This is a genomic window from Mesorhizobium sp. M1169 (assembly GCF_040318345.1).
Classification (GTDB): domain Bacteria; phylum Pseudomonadota; class Alphaproteobacteria; order Rhizobiales; family Rhizobiaceae; genus Mesorhizobium.
Map to the genome: position 1 here is coordinate 1 of NZ_JAMYME010000001.1, position 19,479 is coordinate 19,479.

Here is a 19,479-nt window from a genome sequence, read left to right on the forward strand (position 1 = left end):
AAGTACTGCACTAGTGGAATAGTAGAGAAGCGCGCTACAGACGCTATTGCCTAGTGCCCTACTGCCCTACTGCCCTACTGCCCTACTGCCCTCGCTTCAAAGCCACCCATTCTTGCGAAACCGCCAGTAAAGAAACGTGCAGATCAGGGCAATTGCCGCCAGGACGGCCGGGTAGCCATATTCCATCCTCAGTTCCGGCATGTCGCTGAAATTCATGCCGTAAATGCCGGCGAATGCCGTCGGCACGGCCAAGATTGCGGCCCATGAGGCAAGCTTCTTGGAGATCGCCGTCTCCTGGCTTTGACCGACCAGAAGGCTCGCCTCGAAGGCGAAGGCGAGAACCTCACGCAGGCTGTCGATCTTTTCCTGGACAGTGCGGATGTGGTCGGTGACGTCGCGAAACAGCGGGTGCATGGCTGTGTGGATTTGCGGCAGATCGGCGCTGGTGAGCCGCCGGCAGACCTCCACCAGCGGCAGGGCCGCATTACGCAGGCGCAAGAGATCGCGGCGCAGCATGTAAAGCCGTTCGATATCGGAGCCGGTCATCGGTTTCAGCAGAACCTTGTCCTCGATCGCCTCGACCTCGTTTTCGATCTGCTCAAGCACCGGCATATAGTTGTCGACGATGAAATCGAGAATGGCGTAGAGGACGAAATCCTCGCCCTTGGCAAGGGAATGCGGGCAGCTTTCCCAATGCTGGCGAACGGCGGCGTAGGAGGTCGACGGGCCATGCCTGACGCTGACGATGTAGCCCGCGCCGACGAACAGATGCGTCTCGCCGAAGGTGACGCGGCTGTCGATCAGCTGCGCCGTGCGGGCAACGATGAACAGGGCATCACCATATTGCTCGATCTTCGGTCGCTGGTGCGGATGCTCGGCGTCCTCGATCGCCAGCTCATGCAGATGGAATTGCGCCTGGACGCGCAGCAACAAATTGCGGTCGGGCTCCAGCAGTCCGATCCAGACCACGTGGCCCGGCTTCCCGGCCCATTCGCCGGCTTCCTCGATCGGAATGTCGGCGATGCGCCGCCCAGCCGTATAGACGCCGCAAGCGATTATACCCGACATCGGCGGCGCAGGAGCAAACTCGCGGACATATTCCATCGCAGCCTCCTGAAGGCGGGGCCTTCATCGCGGAACTGAGAAGTCGGCGCGTCGAAAGCTTAGCGCAATTTTCTGTCGGGTGGCGAATCCGAAATTCGCATCAGTGCTGAGAGAACTCACTTCGCTGGTTGGGTTGCGGGAAGAATAATCTTGTCCGTCTTATCGCCCTTCGGACGATCGGCCGGCATCTGGTCGCCGGTGACGATATAGTAGATCGTCTCGGCGATGTTGGTGGCGTGGTCGCCGATGCGCTCGATGTTCTTGGCGCAAAACAGGAGATGTGTGCAGGGCGTGATGTTGCGTGGGTCTTCCATCATGTAGGTCAGCAATTCGCGAAACAGAGAGGTGTACATGGCGTCGATCTGGTCGTCGCGGTCGCGCACGAAACCGATTTTCTTCACCGACCGCGACGCATAGACGTCGAGTACTTCCTTGAGCTGGGCCAGTGCCAGATTGGCCAAAGCCTCGAGGCCGCGGAACAGGCTGTTCGGCTGGCGCCCGTCTGCGACGGCAACCACCCGCTTGGCGACGTTCTTGCCGAGGTCGCCTACCCGTTCGAGGTCAGCCGAGATGCGGATAGCGCCGACGATCTCGCGCAGATCCGTCGCCATCGGCTGGCGTTTGGCAATGATGATGATCGCCTTGTCGTCGATCTCGCGCTGTCCCTCATCCAGAACTAGGTCGTCCCGAATGACTTTCTGGGCAAGCCCCGGATCCGCATTGACCAGCGCCGTGACCGCCTGCTCGACCATGCGCTCGGCATGCCCGCCCATCGCAGCGATGCGCTTCGACAGATATTTCAGCTCCTCGTCATAGGCGCTGACGATATGCACGGACTGCATGGACGAAATGCCTTCCCGGGATCTCGTGGTTGAGTCGTTCCCTCGAATCCCCGCTGATACGCTAGCCGGATGACAGAAAAAAGAAACGGCCCATTATGTGCTGGAGATAGTACTACGTTAGCGAGCCGGCAAATGGACCGTGAACGCCGCACCCTTGCCGATCTCCGACCTGATGGAGAGTCTGGCGTTGTGGCGGGTCAGGATATGCTTGACGATGGACAGGCCAAGGCCGGTGCCCTTCTGGGTTCGGCTGTTCTCGACGTCGACGCGGTAGAAGCGCTCGGTGATGCGCGGGATGTGCTCTTCGGGGATGCCGGGGCCGAAATCCCTGATAGTGACGTCGATGCCCGGTTCGGGATCGCTGTCGCTGCGTATGATCGACACCACGACACGTCCGCCCGACTGACCATATTTGCAGGCGTTTTCCAGCAGGTTTTCGAAGACCTGGAAAAGCTCGTCCCGATCGCCGGGCACGTCGAGCGGCCCTTCCGCGAAATCACGCTCGATGACGACGCCGTTTTCCTTTGCGAGCGGCCCAAGCGAATCGATGACGCTGTCGATGGCCTGGCGCAGGTCGACCTCGGTTCCCGGCTTGAGATAGGGCTTCATCTCCAGGCGCGACAGCGACAGAAGGTCGTCGATGAGGCGCGCCATGCGGCTGGTCTGGTTCTGCATGATCTGCAGGAACTGCTCGCGCGCCGCGGGGTCGTTGCGGGCCGGCCCGCGCAGCGTCTCGATGAAGCCGGCGATCGAGGCGAGAGGCGTGCGCAGCTCGTGGCTGGCATTGGCAATGAAGTCGGCACGCATTCTGTCGATCCGGCGCGCCTCACTCTGGTCCTTGAACACCAGCACGTAGAGATCCGTGGCATGGCCGACTGAAGACGCGCTCACCCGATAGGCTCGTTCGACCGGCAGCTTTTCTATGTAGTCGACGCTGTCCGAAGCGACGTTGCCCGCCAAGATGCTATCCAGCAAGGCCTGCATTTCCGGCGCGCGGAATTTCAGCGACAGCGACATGCCGGGGGCAATCCCACCGAAGGCGGCAAAGGCAGCGGCGTTGGCGTGGACGATGGCGGCGGAGCGATCGAAAATGATCAGCGGATCGGCAACCGCCGCCGCGAGATATTCGCCGGAAAGTTGTTGCACGCCCGACTCGATGGCCGCGGCATTTTCGGTCGATTGGCGGGCGATGCCGGCCGGCAGCATCGCAGCGGCAACCAGCACGGCGCCAGCCAGCAGCACCACATAGCCAGACATGCCGGCAAAACCATAGACCATCAGAACCGCAACGAGACCGGCCGCCAGCAGCCAGCGGCTGTTCCACAGCCGCATGGCGACGGTTTGCGCCCTGCCTCTCCGCTCTGTGCCGATGTCGGCCATTTGCGCTCCGTCTGCGGCCACTTCAAGAACTTCTTGCTGGACCGGCGCTAGAGCGCAGTGCGTCCAATTGGGCGCACAAAGGACGCTCTACCTCTTTATCTGCTGCATCGTTCTTTCCGAAAATCGATTCCGATTTTCGGGCCGATGCAGTAAGGCTCCCAATAGCACGAGTCCGGAAGCTGGAAAGGTTCGCCTCGATGAAAAACGCCAAGGAAAGCCCCGCCGCACCCTCATCGGGGCCGCTGAAGATCATGATCGGCGGCAAGGAGAGGGCGTTCGACATCGAGGCCCCCGCGCTTCCCGACTGGGTCGAGGACCGCAAGCTCACTGCCGGCGGTTACCCTTACGACAAGAAGATGAAGAGCGAGGAGTATGACGAGAGGCTAGAGAAGCTGCAGATCGAGCTGGTCAAGGCGCAGGCGTGGCTGCAGTCGACGGGCAAGCGGGTAATGTCGCTGTTCGAGGGGCGCGACGCTGCCGGCAAGGGCGGCACGATCTTCGTTTTGCGCCAGTATCTGAACCCTCGCACGGCGCGCAACGTGGCGCTGACCAAGCCAACGCCCACCGAGCTTGGACAATGGTACTTCCAGCGCTACGTCGACCACTTCCCGACGTCGGGCGAATTCGTCACCTTCGACCGCTCCTGGTATAACCGCGCCGGCGTTGAACCGGTGATGGGATTCTGCACGCCCGAGCAGCACGAGCAATTTCTGGACGAGGTTCCGCATTTCGAGCGGATGATTCGCAACGAGGGCATACATTTCTTCAAATTCTGGCTGAACATCGGCCGGGAAACGCAGCTCGAGCGATTCCACGACCGCCGCTGGAGCCCGCTGAAGAGCTGGAAGTTTTCGCCAATCGACATCGCCGGCATCACCAAATGGGACGAATACACCAAAGCGCGCGACCTGATGGTCGAGCGCACGCACAAGGAGTTCGCGCCCTGGATCATTGTGCGGGCGAACGACAAACGGCGCGCGCGGCTGGCCGTCATGCAGCGCATTCTCCTTTCGCTTCCCTATGACGGCCGCGACCTCGACGTCATCGGCAAGGAGGACAAGAAGATCATCGGCGAAGGGCCGACTTTCCTCGAAAAATAAGCTCACCTCATCGATACGCGGCTCTCATGCCGCCAGCCGGGCAATCCGCTGCAGTCGCTTCAGCGTGGTGTCGTCCTGCAGCGCCTGCTGGAAAAGCGAGATCTCCTGATCGATGCGGTCGCAGAGCGCGCCGGTGTCGCCCCTAAGCAGGTCGCGCGTCTGTAGCAGCGCCGCGACAGGTTTCTTGGCGAGTTGCCTGGCTCTTGCCAACGTGGCTTCCTCGACGCTGCCGTCCGTCACGATCTCGCCGACAAGGCCCAGTGCCCTGGCATCTTCGGCGGCGAGCGTGTCGCCCAGGCAGAAGAAGCGGAACGCCCCGGCATAGCCGAGCTTCTGCGGCGCCAGAATGCTGGTCGCCGCGTCCGGCACCAGGCCGAAATCGACGAACGGCACCCGAAACGTGCTCTTGCTCGAGGCGATCACCATGTCGCAGTGGAACAGGATGGTGCAACCGACGCCGACGGCGTCGCCGTCGACACAGGCAAGGACCGGTTTCGGAAACGTCGCCAGCGTGCGGAACATATCGGTGACGGCGGCGATCAGTCGCCGATGTTTGGTGGCGTCGAGAAATTCGGAGAAATCGGCACCGAGGCAGAAGCACCCGGCCAAGCCGCGCAGGACCACTACGCGGACGTCGTCGTCGACAGCGGCTTCGTGGAATGTCCTGGCCAGGCTTTCGTAGGCCCGCCTGTCCAGCACCGGGCGGCCGTCACCCGACGATACCGTGACGATCAGCGTGTGATTGCGGAATTCTGCTTTTGAGTGAACGTTCATGGCCTCTCTCCAATCTCACGAGGCGCGTCTCTGTCCGAGCATGTCCGGGTACCCTCTGGCCAGCACCGGCGCAAAGTGGTTGCGGCGCGAACGCACCACGTCGAGCGTGTGCTCGTTGAAGGTGAGCAGTGTGGCAACCACCTGCTGGTTGCCATAGGTACGCTGGTAACCGAGCGGCGTTGCCAGGAAATGCAGCTGCAGCGCGCGAAGCACCCACATCGGCTCGAATTCGATGATCACCTGGTTGACGTTGCGCTTCAGACCCCACTCGACGAAGCCGGCGATCAGCTCGGTGCCGACCGTCGACACGCCGCGCCGACCGTCGCGGAATCCCGGCGCAACCGCATAGCGGGTCAGTTCATAGACATTCGGGCCCGACGGTGGGGTTCCCTCATAAAGGTCCGCCAGCACATCGGTTAGAAGATGGGCCCGGGTTGTCGGTAACATCCGCTGATAACCGGCGAGCTCGCCATTGCGGATGACGATCTGGTGCACTGCCTCGTCGTGGTCGAATTGATCGATCTCGAGGCCATCAGGGCGCTGCAGATCGGTCCATCCCATCTCTTCGACGAAAACTCTGTAACGCAAACGATGAACTGCCTCCCAGAGGTCGGGCCGTTCCATCAATTCCTGGGTTGTGAGGGAAAAAAGCATTTGCCGTCTCCTAGTTTCAATAGGAAGATACGGCCGTGCTTTCCCAAAAAAATTACGCGATCACGCAAGCAAGAATTTCTAGGCCGGCGCGGCCGACCTAGTTAATATAGCCGCGCCTTATCGCTTCCGCGACGGCCTGGACCCGGTTGACGGCACCGAGTTTGCTTTTGGCGTTAAGAAGGTGTTTCTCTGACGTGTGTTCCGAAATGCCGAGAATTTGTGAAATCTCCCATTCGGACTTGCCAACAGCAGCCCATTGCAGGCATTCGCGCTCACGCGGCGTTAATTCGACATGATCGATGGTTTTGCCCGCCATGGTGTGGAGCTGCATTGCGCGGCCAATCGCATAAGTCGAGACCAGCGACACCAACCCGAACTCGGCGCTCGACAATTCGACAGCCTCGCCGCCTAGCGACACCATGACGATCTGGCCATCGAGCGTGATTAGCGGGAAGGCCAACCCGTCGCGCAGCTTGAATTCCCCGGCATCGCCCATCACCTCGCCGCCGCTCTTGCCGATGCGGATGCCCTGAGATGCTTCCCGCCACTGGAATGGCGCTTGAAGCTGCTTCATGTGGCTGACGACGGGGTCGTGATCGACGTAGTTGCGCGCGACGTAGCGCTCAAGCCATTCAGCCGGCCAGTCGCAGAGCAGCACATGGTCCTTTTGCTGGTTTCTCGGCGTGCCAGGTTGCGGAACCGTCCCGGCCATCAGCGCCGTCAGCCCGAACCCGCTTGTTACCCCCAACAGCTTTTCGCAGACGGCGGCGGCTGTGCCGGCGTGCTGCAACTGATCTATCAACTCCAGCGTACGATCGAAATGACCCATCGCAACATCTACCCCATGTTGCCTTCCGCTCTTGAGGCCAATGGCAGTGATCAACCCGCACCACGCCATCAACCCCGGACTGCAAAGCTGCCTCCCCCGTGCGTCCTACTGCTCCTCTTCAGCCGGCATCACGCAGTCACTTGCAAACTCACTAAACAATATCCCTAAATTGCAATGATGAAACCAAAAACCGTCGCACCTGTGTTTTTTTCGTACAAAAACCTGTGTTATTTCGTACGAAAGCCGGGGCAAGACCGAACGGAGTCGTCGCGTGGCGTTTCGGCGCATATCCATTTCATTGATCTCGATATTGATCGGAGCGCAATCGCTTGCGGCTGCTGCGCTCGCCGCGGAGCCGCAGGTGCCCGTGTTCTGGGACGCCAAGGAGCGGCTGCCAAAGCCGGACCTTTCGATGCTGCCGCGGCTGCGATTCCTGACCACCACGGATTTCCCGCCGTTCAATTTCCTCGATGGGGCAGGCCGGCTGTCGGGCTTCCATGTCGACCTGGCGCGCGCCATCTGCGCCGAGCTCGGCGTTGCCGAAAAATGCCAGATCCAGGCGCTGCCCTGGGCCGAGCTCGAAGGTGCGCTCGGGAAAGGCGAGGGCGAAGCGATCATTGCCGGCATCGCCGCGACGCCGGAGTCGCGGTCGAAATACGCATTTTCACGCTCCTACCTGCAATTTCCGGCCCGCTTCATCATGCTGAAGACACAGGCGCTGACCGAACCAATGTTCGACAAGCTGCGCAGCAAGCGTGTCGGCGTGATCGCCGGCTCCGCGCACGAGCGGGTGCTGCGCGATTATTTCGGCGACGTCCAAATCGTCCCGTTCGCAAAGCCGGAGCAGCTTTATGGCGAGCTGAAAGCCGGCAAGATCGACGCCGCCTTCGGCGACGGCATGCGTTTCGCCTTCTGGCTCGGCGGTTCGGATGCAGCGGGCTGCTGCCGCTTTGCCGGCGGCCCCTATCTGGCGCCCGAATATCTCGGCTCAGGCATGGCAATCGCCACCAGGGCCGACGATCCGGCACTGGCCGCCGCTTTCGACTACGCGCTGCAGGAAATCTCGGTGAAAGGCACGTTCGCCGAGTTCTATCTGCGCTATTTTCCCGTCAGTTTTTTCTGAGCTTGGCCGCCGGCTCAGGTCAGCGTGCGAAGGCGGGCCTTGGCGGCTCGCGCAATGGCGGCGACCGTCAGCGCATCGAGGTCGAGTTCCCGGCGGACGAGCTGCAGAACGCGTACCTCCTCCAGGCGCATTTCGAGATCGACAGCTGCGACCTCGAAGGCGGCGGCATAGGCGGTGTCACGCAGGCGTTCGGGCAGCGCCTCGGCGACGCGCGCCAGGACGCCCTCCAGCCCATCCTTTTCATGCAGCATTTTCTGGCAGGCCTGGGCGACCTCGACCAGCCGCTCCTGGTTGAAATCCTCAAACACCGGCCAGGATCGAACGACGTCGCCGATCCGCGCCAGTTCGACGTCGGTCATGTCGCGGTCTGACGCCGAGGTGATGACCATCAGGTAGATCATGGCTTCGTGTGGCGACAATGGCATTTACAACTCCTTGAGATGGTCCCGAAGTTAGGAACGAGGGACCGGCGCCGCAAGGAAAAACAGCCGCGATCGTTGGCGCTCCGATCACGCCTTGGAAGTTGATCCATCCTGACTATCGGGACGGGGGCTTCTTGCCTGATCACGGTCCTGCCCGAAAACCGGGTTCCACTTTTCGGGATCATGGTCTAGAGCATGCGGCTGCCGGCATCGATGCTGGCAACGTTGCAGGAATAGCATCATGGCCGAACAACAGCCGATCGATCTCAGCCCGGAAGTGCTCGCCGCCGCCGCCGAAAGCAAGGCGTGGCCATTCGAGGAAGCGAAAAAGATCGCCGCCCGCTACGCGAGCAGCGGCTACCCGGAAACGGTGCTGTTCGAGACCGGCTACGGCCCGTCCGGCCTGCCGCACATCGGCACGTTCGGCGAGGTGGCGCGCACATCTATGGTGCGCCACGCCTTCCGCGTGCTGACTGAAGACAAGGTCAAGACGCGGCTGCTGTGCTTCTCCGACGACATGGACGGATTGCGCAAGGTGCCTGACAATGTGCCTAACAAGGACATGCTGCGCGCCTACCTCGGCAAGCCGCTGACCAGGATACCGGACCCGTTCTCCAATGAGTATCCGTCCTTCGGCGCTGCCAATAACGCACGGCTGCGCACTTTCCTCGACCGTTTCGGCTTCGATTACGAATTCGCTTCCTCGACCGACTATTATACTTCCGGCCGCTTCGACGCGACGCTGCTCAAGATGCTCGAGCGCTTCGATAAGGTGATGGCAATTATGCTGCCGTCGCTGCGCGAGGAGCGGGCGCTGAGCTATTCGCCCTTCCTGCCGATCCATCCCAAGACCGGCATCGTCATGCAAGTCGCGATCGACGAGCGCAAGCTCGACGCCGGCACCATCGTGTGGCGCGACCCGGACACCGGCGAGCGCTTCGAGACGCCGGTGACCGGCGGTCATGCCAAGCTGCAATGGAAGCCAGATTGGGCGATGCGGTGGGCAGCACTCGGCGTCGATTACGAGATGTCCGGCAAGGATCTGATCGATTCCGTCAAGCTCGCCGGGCAGATTTGCCGCGCGCTCGATGCTCCGGCACCGGAGGGCTTCAATTACGAGCTGTTCCTCGATGAGAACGGCCAGAAGATCTCGAAGTCGAAGGGCAATGGGCTGACCATTGACGAGTGGCTGACTTACGCGCCGACCGAGAGCCTTAGCCTTTATATGTTCCAGCGCCCGCGAACCGCGAAGAAGCTCTATTTCGACGTCATCCCGAAGGCGGTAGACGAATATTACACGTTCCTCTCTGCCTATCAGAGGCAGGACTGGAAGGAGCGGCTGGGCAATCCGGTCTGGCACATGCATGACGGCAATCCCCCGGCAGTCGACCTGCCGGTTCCGTTCTCGCTGCTGCTCAACCTGGTCAGCGCCTCGAATGCGCAGAACAGGGACGTGCTGTGGGGTTTCATTTCGCGCCACGCGCCGGGTGTGACGCCGACAACCCATCCCGAGCTCGACCGGCTGGCCGAATATGCCATCCGCTATTTCGACGATTTCGTGAAGCCGGCGAAAGTGTACCGTGCTGCCGACGCGGTCGAGCGCGAGGCGCTGACCAAGCTTTCGGTAGCGCTCGCCGCGCTGCCGGCTGATGCCGACAGCGAGGCAATCCAGAACGCTGCCCTCAATGTTGCGCGCAAGATCGAGCGCTACCAGGACCATTCCAAGCAGAGCCCGGAGGGCGGACCCGGTGTCTCCGTCGCCTTCTTCCAGATGATCTATCAGGTGCTGATAGGTCAGGAACGCGGACCGCGCTTCGGCTCTTTCGCCGCGCTCTACGGCATCGCCGAAACGCGCGAGCTCATTCAGCGGGCGCTGGCTGGTCAACTGGCGGCATGAGGACGCCGTCTTGCTCCTCCAGGATCGAGCTAGGCGCTACAGGCGCGGATCGCGACGCAGCAGCCGGGAGCGGCGGCAGGCCTGAAACGCTCGGCGCCGGCCCGAAGACGCCTTTTTTTGCTGCACGCGCCTTCTCGCCGGCTTCTGCGTAAGGGCCGCCCTTGGCGGCGCGCGCCCAGCCATTTTCGACCAGCCATTGGCCGATATCCTGATTGCCGATCCGGCACTCGGCGGCGATCAGATCACGACCGCCTTCGGGCGGCACGGCGCAGACCACCGTACGACTGCGGAGAAAGGCGCGGAAGGCCGTTCGCGCCCGAATGCCGCAATTCCACGACTCGCCGCCGTCGGTGCAAGTCTCCTCCTGCTTGACGATGTCGATACCGGAAACCGCAATCGAATAGCCGTTTGCTTCGATGACCCCGGCGGCCGACGCGACGGGCTGGAATAGTTTCGTGCCTTTCCAGTCGTCGGGCATTTTCGTTTTTGGGGGCTTGGGCGGTCCGGCCAATGCCAGATCGCTCAACGGGGCGCGCGGCTCTATCCGTTCAAGCTCGTTGGAACCCGGTTGCGGCGGCACCACGATTTCTGGATCGATTGCCCTCGAATGCGCCGCCTGCTTGGCCGGAACTGGTTTCGGGATGGCCGACGTAGCCGGCGCGGCGGGCTGAGGTTCAGCGCCGACCTGGATTTGCTCCCAGGGGCCGCCGCTCTCGCTCTGGACGGCGCGGCCGCCGGCGACAATTGCCATGGCCATCGCCGGGATCGCCAGAACAGCCAAGGCAAGGTGAGGCAGACGCACCGGCCCCGCGCCTACTGGCTTGCCCAGACAATCCGCGCCACCCATTCGACATCGCGCATGGGGATGTCGCGGTCCGGGTGATCGGGATTGAGGGAGACCAGCGCGATCGACCTCGGTGTCTGGCGGTCGAGCACCTTGGCCATCACCTCGCCGGCATTGGTCTTGACGACGACGCGATCACCCTTTCGTATGGTAGCCCCTGGCTCGACGATCAGGACATCGCCATTGCGATAGAGCGGCAGCATGGAATCGCCCTGGACCTTCAAGGCATAGGAGGTTTCGGTTGCCCGTGCCGGAAGCTCGATCAGGTCCCATCCCTGCCCCGCTGGAAACCCGGCGTCGTCGAAGAAGCCACCGGCGCCCGCCTGGGCGAAGCCGAGCAGCGGCACCGACGATCTCTGCACGGGTAGTGCGTCGGAATTACCCCGACCCTCGACCAGCCCCGCAAATTCATCCAGCGAGGCGCCGGTCGCCTCGATGATCTTGGCCAGCGATTCGGTCGACGGCCAGCGCGGCCGTCCATCTGAGGACAGCCGCTTCGATTTGTTGAAGGCGGTCGAGTCGAGGCCAGCGCGCCTGGCCAGTCCAGAGGCCGAAAGCGAATAACGCTCGGCAAGAGCGTCGATGGCGGCCCAAACGCGGTCGTGCGAGAGCACCTTGCTCTTCCTTCGAAACAGGAAAAAATACCTTCCCTGTTCTATCCCTTGGCCGCCATCTTGTCCACCGTCGAAGACGGCGTCACGCCGCCTCCTTGGCCTCGTTTCTGGTATAAGGATCGAAGCGCTCGTAGAAGGTCTCGCCCTTCTCGGCCATGTCGAGCAGCAGCTTCGGCGCCTTGAACTCGGCACCGTATTTCTTCTGCAGGCCTTTGGCGATCTTAGCGAATTTTTTCGCGCCGATGCCGTCTATGTAGGACAGTGCACCGCCGGTATAGGGCGCGAAGCCGAAGGCCAGGATCGAGCCGACATCGGCCTCGCGCGGATCGGTAACGATGCCCTCCTCCATCACCCGTGCCGCCTCAAGCGCTATGGTGACCAGCAGCCGCTGCTTCAGTTCCTCATAGTCGACATTCTCTGTCGCCAGCTGCGGGTAAATATCCCTGAGGCCTGGCCACAGCTTCTTCTTGGCCGGTTTTGCCGGATAGTCATAGAAGCCTTTGCCGTTCTTGCGGCCCAAGCGACCATGCGTGTCGACCATCGTGTTGATCAGCGCCATCTGCTTCGGGTCGACCGCCTTGTCGCCGAGGTCGCGCATGGTCTGCTTCATGATCTTCTGGGCAAGGTCGATCGCAGTCTCGTCGGTCAACGCCAGAGGACCGACCGGCATGCCGGCGGCCTTGGCCGCGTTTTCGATCATCGGCGCCGGAACACCTTCGATCAGCATCTTGTAGGCTTCCGACATGTAGCGCAGCACGCAGCGATTGACATAGAAGCCGCGCGTATCGTTGACGACGATCGGCGTCTTGTTGATGGCGCGGACGAAGTCGATCGCGGTGGCCAGCGCCTTGTCGCCGGTCTTCTTGCCGAGGATGATCTCGACCAGCATCATCTTGTCGACCGGCGAGAAGAAATGAATGCCGATGAAATTCTTTGGCCGCGCCGAATTCCTGGCCAGCGATGTGATCGGTATGGTCGACGTATTCGAGGCGAAGATCGCCGACTGCTTGAGCACGGCCTCGGCCTGTTCGGTGGCATCCTTCTTGACGGCCGAGTCCTCGAACACCGCCTCGACCACAAGATCGCAGCCGGCAAGATCCGCGTAATCGGCCGTCGGCGTGATCAGCGACAGCAACCGATCCTTGTCCTGCGGCTTGGCACGGCCCTTTTTCACCTGATCCGAGATAAGGGTCTCGGAATGCGCCTTGCCCTTGGCGGCGGACTCCATGTCACGGTCGAGCAGCACCACCGGAATGCCGGCCTTGGCCGTCACATAGGCAATGCCAGCGCCCATGAAGCCGGCGCCGAGTACGCCGATCTTCTTGAACTTCGTTTCCGGCACACCGGCCGGGCGGCGCGCGCCCTTGTTCAGTTCCTGGAGCGACACGAACAGCGAACGGATCATCGCTGCCGCTTCCCTGGTCTGCATAATCTCGGTGAAATAGCGTTGCTCGATCCGCAGGGCGGTGTCGAACGGCACCAACAAGCCCTCGTAAACGCATTTCAGGATGGCGGCAGCGGCGGGATAATTGCCATAGGTCTCTCGGCGCAGAATGGCGATGGCCGGCGGCCACAGATTGGCACCGGCCACCGAATAGATCGGGGCGCCGGGCAGCTTGAAGCCCTTTTCATCCCATGGCGCCACCGGTTTCAAGCCGTTCTTGATCATCGCCTTGGCGGTTTCGACCAGCTTGTCCGGCTCGGCAATCTCATGGATCAGGCCCATCGACTTGGCCTTCTGAGGCAACAGCGTCTGGCCGGACGTCAGCATTTGCAGCGCCTGCTGCTGGTCGGTCAGCCGTGGCACGCGCTGGGTGCCGCCGGCGCCCGGAAAAATGCCGATCTTCACTTCGGGAAGCGCCATCCTCACTTTGTCTGAATCGGCCGCGACACGGCCATGGCAGGCGAGCGACAATTCGAACGCGCCGCCCATGCATGTGCCGTTGATCGCCGAAACCCATGGCTTTCCGGAAGTTTCCAGCTTACGGAACAGGCCGTTCATGATGCCCGCATTGTCGAACAGCGCCTTGGTCGCCTTCTCCGGGTCCTTCGCCTTGTCGGCGGCGAAGGTCGCCAGCATCTTCTGCAGCATGGTGATATCGGCGCCGCCCGAGAACGTATCCTTGCCGGAGGTGATCACCGCGCCCTCTATCGCTACATCGCTCGCCACTTTGTCGACGATGGTATTCAGTTCGAGCACCACCTCCTCGGTGAAGACGTTCATCGAACGGTCCGGCATGTCCCAGGTGACCAGCGCAATGCCGTCGGCGTCGATGTCGAGGGTGAAATTGGTGTAGCTCATCATCTCTCTCCGTCAGACGCGTTCGATGATCGTTGCGGTGCCCATGCCGGCGCCGATGCAAAGCGTCACCAGCGCGGTGTTGAGGTCGCGGCGTTCCAATTCGTCCAGTACCGTACCGAAGATCATCGCACCGGTGGCGCCGAGCGGATGGCCCATGGCGATGGCACCACCATTGACGTTGATCCGATCATGCGGAATGTCGAATGCCTGCATATAGCGCAGCACCACCGAAGCGAAGGCCTCGTTGAGCTCGAACAGGTCGATGTCCGACAACTTCATCTTCGCCCGCTTCAACAGCTTCTCGGTGACGTCGACGGGGCCGGTCAGCATCAGCACCGGTTCGGAGCCGATGTTGGCGAACGCACGGATGCGTGCGCGCGGCTTGAGGCCGAGCGTCTTTCCCGCCTTTTTCGAGCCGAGCAGCACGGCCGCCGCGCCATCGACGATGCCGGAGGAATTGCCGGCATGGTGGACGTGGTTGACCTGTTCCACCTCGGGATGCTTCTGCACGGCGACGGCGTCGAAGCCGCCCATTTCGCCCGGCATGACAAAGGACGGATTGAGTGCGGCTAGCGACTGCATGTCGGTCGAGGGCCGCATATGTTCGTCGTGGTCGAGGATGGTCAGGCCGTTCTGGTCCTTGACCGAGATCACCGAATTCTTGAACCGGCCCTCGCCCCACGCATTGGCAGCACGCTTCTGGCTTTCGACCGCGTAGGCATCGACGTCGTCGCGCGAAAACCCGTATTTGGTGGCGATCAGATCGGCCGAGATGCCTTGCGGCACGAACCAGCCGGGCAGGCCGACCGACGGGTCCATGAACCAGGCGCCGCCGGAGGCGCCCATGCCGACGCGCGACATCGATTCAACGCCACCGGCAATGACGATCTCGTCGGCGCCTTGCGCGATCTTGGCGGCGCCGAAATTGATGGCGTCGAGGCCCGAGGCGCAGAAACGCGATATCTGCATGCCAGGCGCCTTGGTGTCGTAGCCGGCCTCGAAAGCAGCAGCACGTGGAATGACCGCACCCGCCTCGCCAACCGGATCGACACAGCCGAAGATGATGTCGTCGACGGTACCGGTGTCCAGCCCGTTGCGGTCGCGGATGGCCTCGAGCACCTTGGCGCCGAGCCGCACCGCCGGCACTTCGTGCAGAGAGCCATCCTTCTTGCCCCTGCCGCGCGGCGTGCGCACAGCATCATAGACATAAGCTTCGGCCATTTTCCTGCTCCTTGGGTTTGCCGAAAAGTCGCTCAGAGCGAGCGCCCGATCAGCAATTTCATGATCTCGTTGGTGCCCCCGTAGATGCGCTGGACGCGGGCGTCGCGAAACATGCGCGCAATCGGATATTCATTCATGTAGCCATAGCCGCCATGCAATTGAAGGCATTCGTCGACGACTTTTCCTTGCAGGTCTGACAGCCAGTATTTGGCCATCGAAGCCGTCACCGGGTCGAGGCCGCCGTTAACGTGGCGGGCAACGCAGTCATTATAGAAGACGCGGCCGATGGTCGCCTCGGTCTTCAATTCGGCAAGCTTGAACTGGGTGTTCTGGAATTCGATGATGGCCTTGCCGAAGGCCTTGCGCTCCTTGACGTAGTCGATGGTAAGCGCCAGAGCCCGCTCGACCATGGCAATAGCAGTGGTGCCGATCTGCAGCCGCTCCTGCGGCAATTGTTGCATCAACTGGACGAAGCCCAGGCCTTCGTCGTTGCCGAGCAGGTTCGAGGTCGGCACACGTACGTCGTTGAAGAACAGTTCCGACGTGTCGTTGGCCTTGAGGCCGATCTTGTCGAGGTTGCGGCCGCGCTCGAAACCCTCCACCTCGTCGGTCTCGACGACGATCAGCGAGATGCCCTTGGCGCCCTTCTCAGGATCGGTCTTGGCAACGACGATGATGAAATTGGCGAGCTGGCCGTTGGTGATAAAGGTCTTCGAGCCGTTGAGCTTGTACCGGTTGCCGTCGTTTTCGGCGCGCGTCTTGACGCCTTGAAGGTCGGAGCCCGCACCCGGCTCGGTCATGGCGATGGCGCCGATCAGCTCGCCGGTCGCCAGCCTCGGCAGCCACTTCTTCTTCTGCTCCTCCGAGCCGTAGTGGAGGATATAGGGGGCAACGATCGAATTGTGCAGGCCAATGCCGAACCCGTCGACGCCGACATGGCCGATCGCCTCGATGATGGCGCTCTCATGCGCGAAGGTGCCGCCCGATCCGCCATATTCCTCCGGCATCGAGGCGCAGAGCAGGCCGGCAGCACCCGCCTTCAGCCAGCTCTCGCGGTCGACCATTTCGTTCTTCTCGAATTCGTCGTAACGCGGCGCGATCTCTTCCGACATGAAGCGGTGCGCCATGTCGTAAAGCATGCCGACCTCGTCCGCCGCCCAGGCGGGCTTGGGAAGGCCAAGGATTTCGGCGGGGTGGGTCATGGTTTCTCCCTCGCGCCGACGTTCCCCTCCCCCTCGAGGGGAGGGTGGCCGCGAAGCGGCCGGGTGGGGTCGCCGATGACTTGCTCGACCTTATCTTTTACAACCTGCGCCATGTGCCACGGCATTGCGATCATTTTCCTCCAAGGCATGCATCAGAATGAAGGTCGGCGCACTGCACGCAGGACCCCTCCCGGCCCTTCGGGCCACCCTCCCCTCGAGGGAGAGGAACGCCGAAGCTAGAACGCTTCCGCCGGCAGTGCCATCAATGTGTCCGCACCGCTGGAGATGCGGGCAAGATGCGCCGACGTCTCCGGCATGATCCGCTCTATGAAGAAGCGCGCCGTCACCAGCTTGTGGTCGTAGAAAGACGAAGCGCCGTCGGCGCCATTCGCCAATTTCGCTGCGGCCACCCTGGCCATCTGCGCCCACATATAGCCCAGCGCCACCAGGCCGAAGAGATGCATGTAATCGGTCGAGGCGGCACCGGCGTTATCGGGCTTGGCCATGCCGTTCTGCACCAGCCACATCGTCGCCGTCTGCAGATCGTTGAGGCCCTTCTTCAGCGCCTTGGTGAAGGGCGCCATCGTCTCGTCGGTGCGGTTTTCCTCGCAGAACTCTCCGACTTCCTTAAAGAAAGCCTGGACCGCGCGGCCGCCATTCAAGGCCAGCTTGCGGCCGACGAGGTCGAGCGCCTGGATGCCGTTGGCACCCTCATAGATCATGGCGATGCGGGCATCGCGGACGAACTGGCTCATGCCGTGCTCTTCTATATAGCCGTGGCCGCCGAAGACCTGCTGCGCCATTACCGCATGATCGAACCCCTTGTCGGTGAGCACGCCTTTGACCACCGGCGTCATCAGGCCGGTGTAGTCGTCTGCGACCTGGCGATCTTTGTCGTCACCGGAGCGGTGAGCGATGTCGGACTTGATCGCCGTCCACAGCGCCAGCGCGCGGCCGGCCTCGTTGAAAGCCTTCATGGTCATCAGGCTGCGGCGGATGTCCGGATGGACGATGATCGGATCGGCCTTCCTGTCCGGCGCCTTCGGCCCTGACAGCGAGCGGCCCTGCAGACGATCCTTGGCGTAGGAAACCGCATTCTGGTAGGCAACCTCAGATAGCGAAAGTCCCTGCAGGGCGACGCCAAGCCGCGCCTCATTCATCATGGTGAACATTGCTTTCAGCCCGCCATTGGCCTCGCCGAGCAGCGTGCCTTCAGCGTCGTCGTAATTCATGACGCAGGTCGAGTTGCCATGGATACCCATCTTCTGCTCGATCGAGCCACAGGAGACGGTGTTCTTCTCGCCCGGATTGCCTGAGGCATCGAGCTTGAGCTTCGGCACGATGAACAGCGAGATGCCCTTCACGCCATCCGGCGCGCCCTCGATACGGGCCAGCACCAGGTGGACGATATTGTCCGACATGTCATGCTCGCCGGCCGAGATGAAGATCTTCTGACCGGAGATCCTGTAGGTGCCGTCGCCATTTGGGACGGCCTTGGTGCGCAGCAAGCCAAGATCGGTTCCGCAGTGTGGCTCGGTCAGGTTCATGGTGCCGGTCCAGGCGCCCTCGACCAGCTTCGGCAACCATGTTGCCTTCTGCTCTTTGGTGCCATGGGTGATGATCGCAGCGATCGCGCCTTGCGTCAGGCCGGCATACATCATCAGCGACATATTGGCCGACACCATGTATTCGGCAACCGCAGTGTGCACTGCGTAGGGCAAGCCTTGCCCGCCAAACTCGACAGGTGCCGCGAGCCCCATCCAGCCGCCTTCGCGATACTGGTCGAAAGCTTCCTTGAAGCCTTTCGGCGTCGTTACCGAACCGTCGTCATGGCGCATGCAGCCTTCCACGTCGCCAACGCGGTTCAGCGGCTGCATCACGTTTTCGGCGAGCTTCGCGCCCTCGGCAAGGATGGCCTCGAGCACATCCGGTGTGGCGTCGGAAAATCCGGGAAGATTGGAATAACGCTGATATCCCAGCACTTCGTTCAGCACGAACAGCGTGTCCCGGACCGGCGCTCTGTAGATCGGCATGCGTTTCCTCCACCATGCGGTCTTGGCCCTGAAATCAGCCCCAGCATATGAGGATGGCAGACGGACCAACGTTGTGGTCGAGATAACAAATATTGACGTTTGCGTAAACGTCAATTCGGCGGTGCGGCAAATTTTTTCCCGCGCGCCAGGACGACAAACGACAAAGCGCGGCAAACGACGAAGAACCGCGCAGCGAAAGCCGCGCGGCTCCTATTCGTCACAAATCGAAGCTTAGTTTAGCTCGCCACACTGGCCTGCGGCGTCGAGCGCTCGATCAGCATTTGCCGGACGGTCGACATCGAAGCACTCAGTTCGCTGATGGCATCGTCGATCAGTGCCCGCTGCTTCTGCAGGCGGGCAAGCTGCTTCTCCGACTTGTCGAGCGCCAGCCGCAATTGCTTGGTGTTGGAGCCGTTCGGATCGTAGAGGTCCATCATCTGCTTGACGTCACGCAGCGAGAACCCGACCTTGCGGCCAAGCAGGATCAGCTTCAGCCGGGCCCTGTCGCGGCGTGTATAAAGACGGGTCGAGCCGTCGCGCTGCGGGTTGAGCAGACCCTTGTCCTCGTAGAAACGCAGCGTACGCAGCGTCACTCCGTATTTCTTGGCCATTTCGCCGATGCGGACAAGCTCTTCACCGGCTTCGCTCGACATATCGTTGGTGTTGGCCGCGGCTTGGCCGGGCGAAATAAGTTTCATGGTCACTGGCTTTCCCCGTCTGGTGGCATCGCGGTCGCCGACCTTGCGTCGCCTGAGTGAAAGCGGGGGCGTGCTTCCACTCGTGGTTTCAACAAACAAATCGCAAACGGCGTAATCCGCTCATTTACGTTTACGTCAATTCTATATCGATAGCCGCCTCAGCACGCAAGAGTGTTCTGGTCTTGCAACTTTATGCCGCAGCACCAGCGGACAACCTAAAAGGTCGTTGCCGATTTCGGGAGCGATCATGCGGCTGATCAAAATTCTACAACGTCTTTTGCGCGTTCAAAAAAGACACCCGCGCCGTCGGCAGCCAGCCGACAAAGTTGCAACTTCTTAAGCTTGGTTAACGCGTTGTTTACCACGTTGGGGCGAAATGTGCGCATGTCGGTTACCCGTGTCTATCCTGTACTGAATTTTTCACGGTTTTTCGGAGCGCG

General features: G+C 61.6%; 17 protein-coding genes. 3 read left to right on the forward strand and 14 right to left on the reverse strand.

Going from position 1 to position 19,479, the window contains the following annotated elements; all coding sequences use genetic code 11:
• Window positions 1-96 precede the first annotated feature (96 nt).
• From NKH41_RS00005 to NKH41_RS00015, 3 genes are all read right to left on the reverse strand, one after another.
• The gene (locus NKH41_RS00005) at window positions 97-1,104 is read right to left on the reverse strand and encodes a magnesium and cobalt transport protein CorA (protein ID WP_023677347.1); all 1,008 of its coding nucleotides are present in this window, start codon (window positions 1,102-1,104) and stop codon (window positions 97-99) included.
• Window positions 1,105-1,220: 116 nt separating this feature from the next.
• The gene (gene phoU, locus NKH41_RS00010) at window positions 1,221-1,946 is read right to left on the reverse strand and encodes a phosphate signaling complex protein PhoU (RefSeq protein ID WP_352770828.1); all 726 of its coding nucleotides are present in this window, start codon (window positions 1,944-1,946) and stop codon (window positions 1,221-1,223) included.
• A gap of 117 nt (window positions 1,947-2,063) precedes the next feature.
• A complete protein-coding gene (locus NKH41_RS00015; RefSeq protein ID WP_352770826.1) occupies window positions 2,064-3,326 on the reverse strand; it encodes a sensor histidine kinase in 1,263 nt (420 codons plus the stop codon).
• Between the two features lie 197 nt (window positions 3,327-3,523).
• On the opposite strand from NKH41_RS00015, the gene ppk2 reads away from it, so the two are divergent.
• On the forward strand, window positions 3,524-4,426 hold the full coding sequence (gene ppk2 / locus NKH41_RS00020) for a polyphosphate kinase 2 (protein ID WP_352541301.1): 903 nt from the start codon (window positions 3,524-3,526) through the stop codon (window positions 4,424-4,426).
• Window positions 4,427-4,450: 24 nt separating this feature from the next.
• On the opposite strand, the gene NKH41_RS00025 is transcribed toward ppk2, so the two are convergent.
• From NKH41_RS00025 to NKH41_RS00035, 3 genes are all read right to left on the reverse strand, one after another.
• Complete coding sequence (locus NKH41_RS00025; protein ID WP_023677343.1) at window positions 4,451-5,200, reverse strand: enoyl-CoA hydratase-related protein; 750 nt, start codon at window positions 5,198-5,200, stop codon at window positions 4,451-4,453.
• Between the two features lie 15 nt (window positions 5,201-5,215).
• Window positions 5,216-5,854, reverse strand: a complete 639-nt coding sequence (locus NKH41_RS00030; protein ID WP_023677342.1) for an acyl-homoserine-lactone synthase — start codon at window positions 5,852-5,854, stop codon at window positions 5,216-5,218.
• 97 nt (window positions 5,855-5,951) lie between these two features.
• The gene (locus tag NKH41_RS00035) at window positions 5,952-6,683 is read right to left on the reverse strand and encodes a helix-turn-helix transcriptional regulator (RefSeq protein ID WP_023677341.1); all 732 of its coding nucleotides are present in this window, start codon (window positions 6,681-6,683) and stop codon (window positions 5,952-5,954) included.
• Between the two features lie 271 nt (window positions 6,684-6,954).
• Between NKH41_RS00035 and NKH41_RS00040 the strand changes: the two genes are divergently transcribed.
• Window positions 6,955-7,806, forward strand: coding sequence for an ABC transporter substrate-binding protein (locus NKH41_RS00040; RefSeq protein WP_352770824.1), 852 nt, complete (start codon window positions 6,955-6,957; stop codon window positions 7,804-7,806).
• Between the two features lie 14 nt (window positions 7,807-7,820).
• Here NKH41_RS00040 and NKH41_RS00045 read toward each other — a convergent pair whose 3' ends face one another.
• Entirely contained in the window at window positions 7,821-8,231 is a 411-nt protein-coding gene (locus tag NKH41_RS00045) for a tellurite resistance TerB family protein (RefSeq protein ID WP_023677339.1), read from the reverse strand.
• Window positions 8,232-8,469: 238 nt separating this feature from the next.
• Between NKH41_RS00045 and NKH41_RS00050 the strand changes: the two genes are divergently transcribed.
• Window positions 8,470-10,125 (forward strand): lysine--tRNA ligase, encoded by a 1,656-nt coding sequence (locus NKH41_RS00050; protein ID WP_352685723.1) that lies wholly within the window; start codon window positions 8,470-8,472, stop codon window positions 10,123-10,125.
• Here NKH41_RS00050 and NKH41_RS00055 read toward each other — a convergent pair.
• The 7 genes from NKH41_RS00055 to NKH41_RS00085 all read right to left on the reverse strand — a co-directional run bounded on the left by NKH41_RS00055 (window position 10,088) and on the right by NKH41_RS00085 (window position 19,039).
• Window positions 10,088-10,927 carry a thermonuclease family protein gene (locus NKH41_RS00055; protein ID WP_352770823.1) on the reverse strand — a complete coding sequence of 280 codons (840 nt, stop codon included), beginning with the start codon at window positions 10,925-10,927 and terminating at the stop codon, window positions 10,088-10,090. The genes NKH41_RS00050 and NKH41_RS00055 overlap by 38 nt on opposite strands.
• Before the next feature lie 11 nt (window positions 10,928-10,938).
• Window positions 10,939-11,583, reverse strand: a complete 645-nt coding sequence (locus NKH41_RS00060; protein WP_352448637.1) for a S24 family peptidase — start codon at window positions 11,581-11,583, stop codon at window positions 10,939-10,941.
• An 82-nt stretch (window positions 11,584-11,665) separates the two neighbouring features.
• Window positions 11,666-13,885 (reverse strand): 3-hydroxyacyl-CoA dehydrogenase NAD-binding domain-containing protein, encoded by a 2,220-nt coding sequence (locus NKH41_RS00065; RefSeq protein WP_352770821.1) that lies wholly within the window; start codon window positions 13,883-13,885, stop codon window positions 11,666-11,668.
• Window positions 13,886-13,897: 12 nt separating this feature from the next.
• Window positions 13,898-15,106 carry an acetyl-CoA C-acetyltransferase gene (locus tag NKH41_RS00070; RefSeq protein WP_352470101.1) on the reverse strand — a complete coding sequence of 403 codons (1,209 nt, stop codon included), beginning with the start codon at window positions 15,104-15,106 and terminating at the stop codon, window positions 13,898-13,900.
• Between the two features lie 32 nt (window positions 15,107-15,138).
• The gene (locus tag NKH41_RS00075) at window positions 15,139-16,308 is read right to left on the reverse strand and encodes an acyl-CoA dehydrogenase family protein (protein WP_352770819.1); all 1,170 of its coding nucleotides are present in this window, start codon (window positions 16,306-16,308) and stop codon (window positions 15,139-15,141) included.
• A 236-nt stretch (window positions 16,309-16,544) separates the two neighbouring features.
• Window positions 16,545-18,341 carry an acyl-CoA dehydrogenase gene (locus NKH41_RS00080; RefSeq protein WP_352770817.1) on the reverse strand — a complete coding sequence of 599 codons (1,797 nt, stop codon included), beginning with the start codon at window positions 18,339-18,341 and terminating at the stop codon, window positions 16,545-16,547.
• A 236-nt stretch (window positions 18,342-18,577) separates the two neighbouring features.
• Window positions 18,578-19,039 carry a MerR family transcriptional regulator gene (locus NKH41_RS00085; RefSeq protein WP_023677331.1) on the reverse strand — a complete coding sequence of 154 codons (462 nt, stop codon included), beginning with the start codon at window positions 19,037-19,039 and terminating at the stop codon, window positions 18,578-18,580.
• Between the last annotated feature and the right edge of the window lie 440 nt (window positions 19,040-19,479).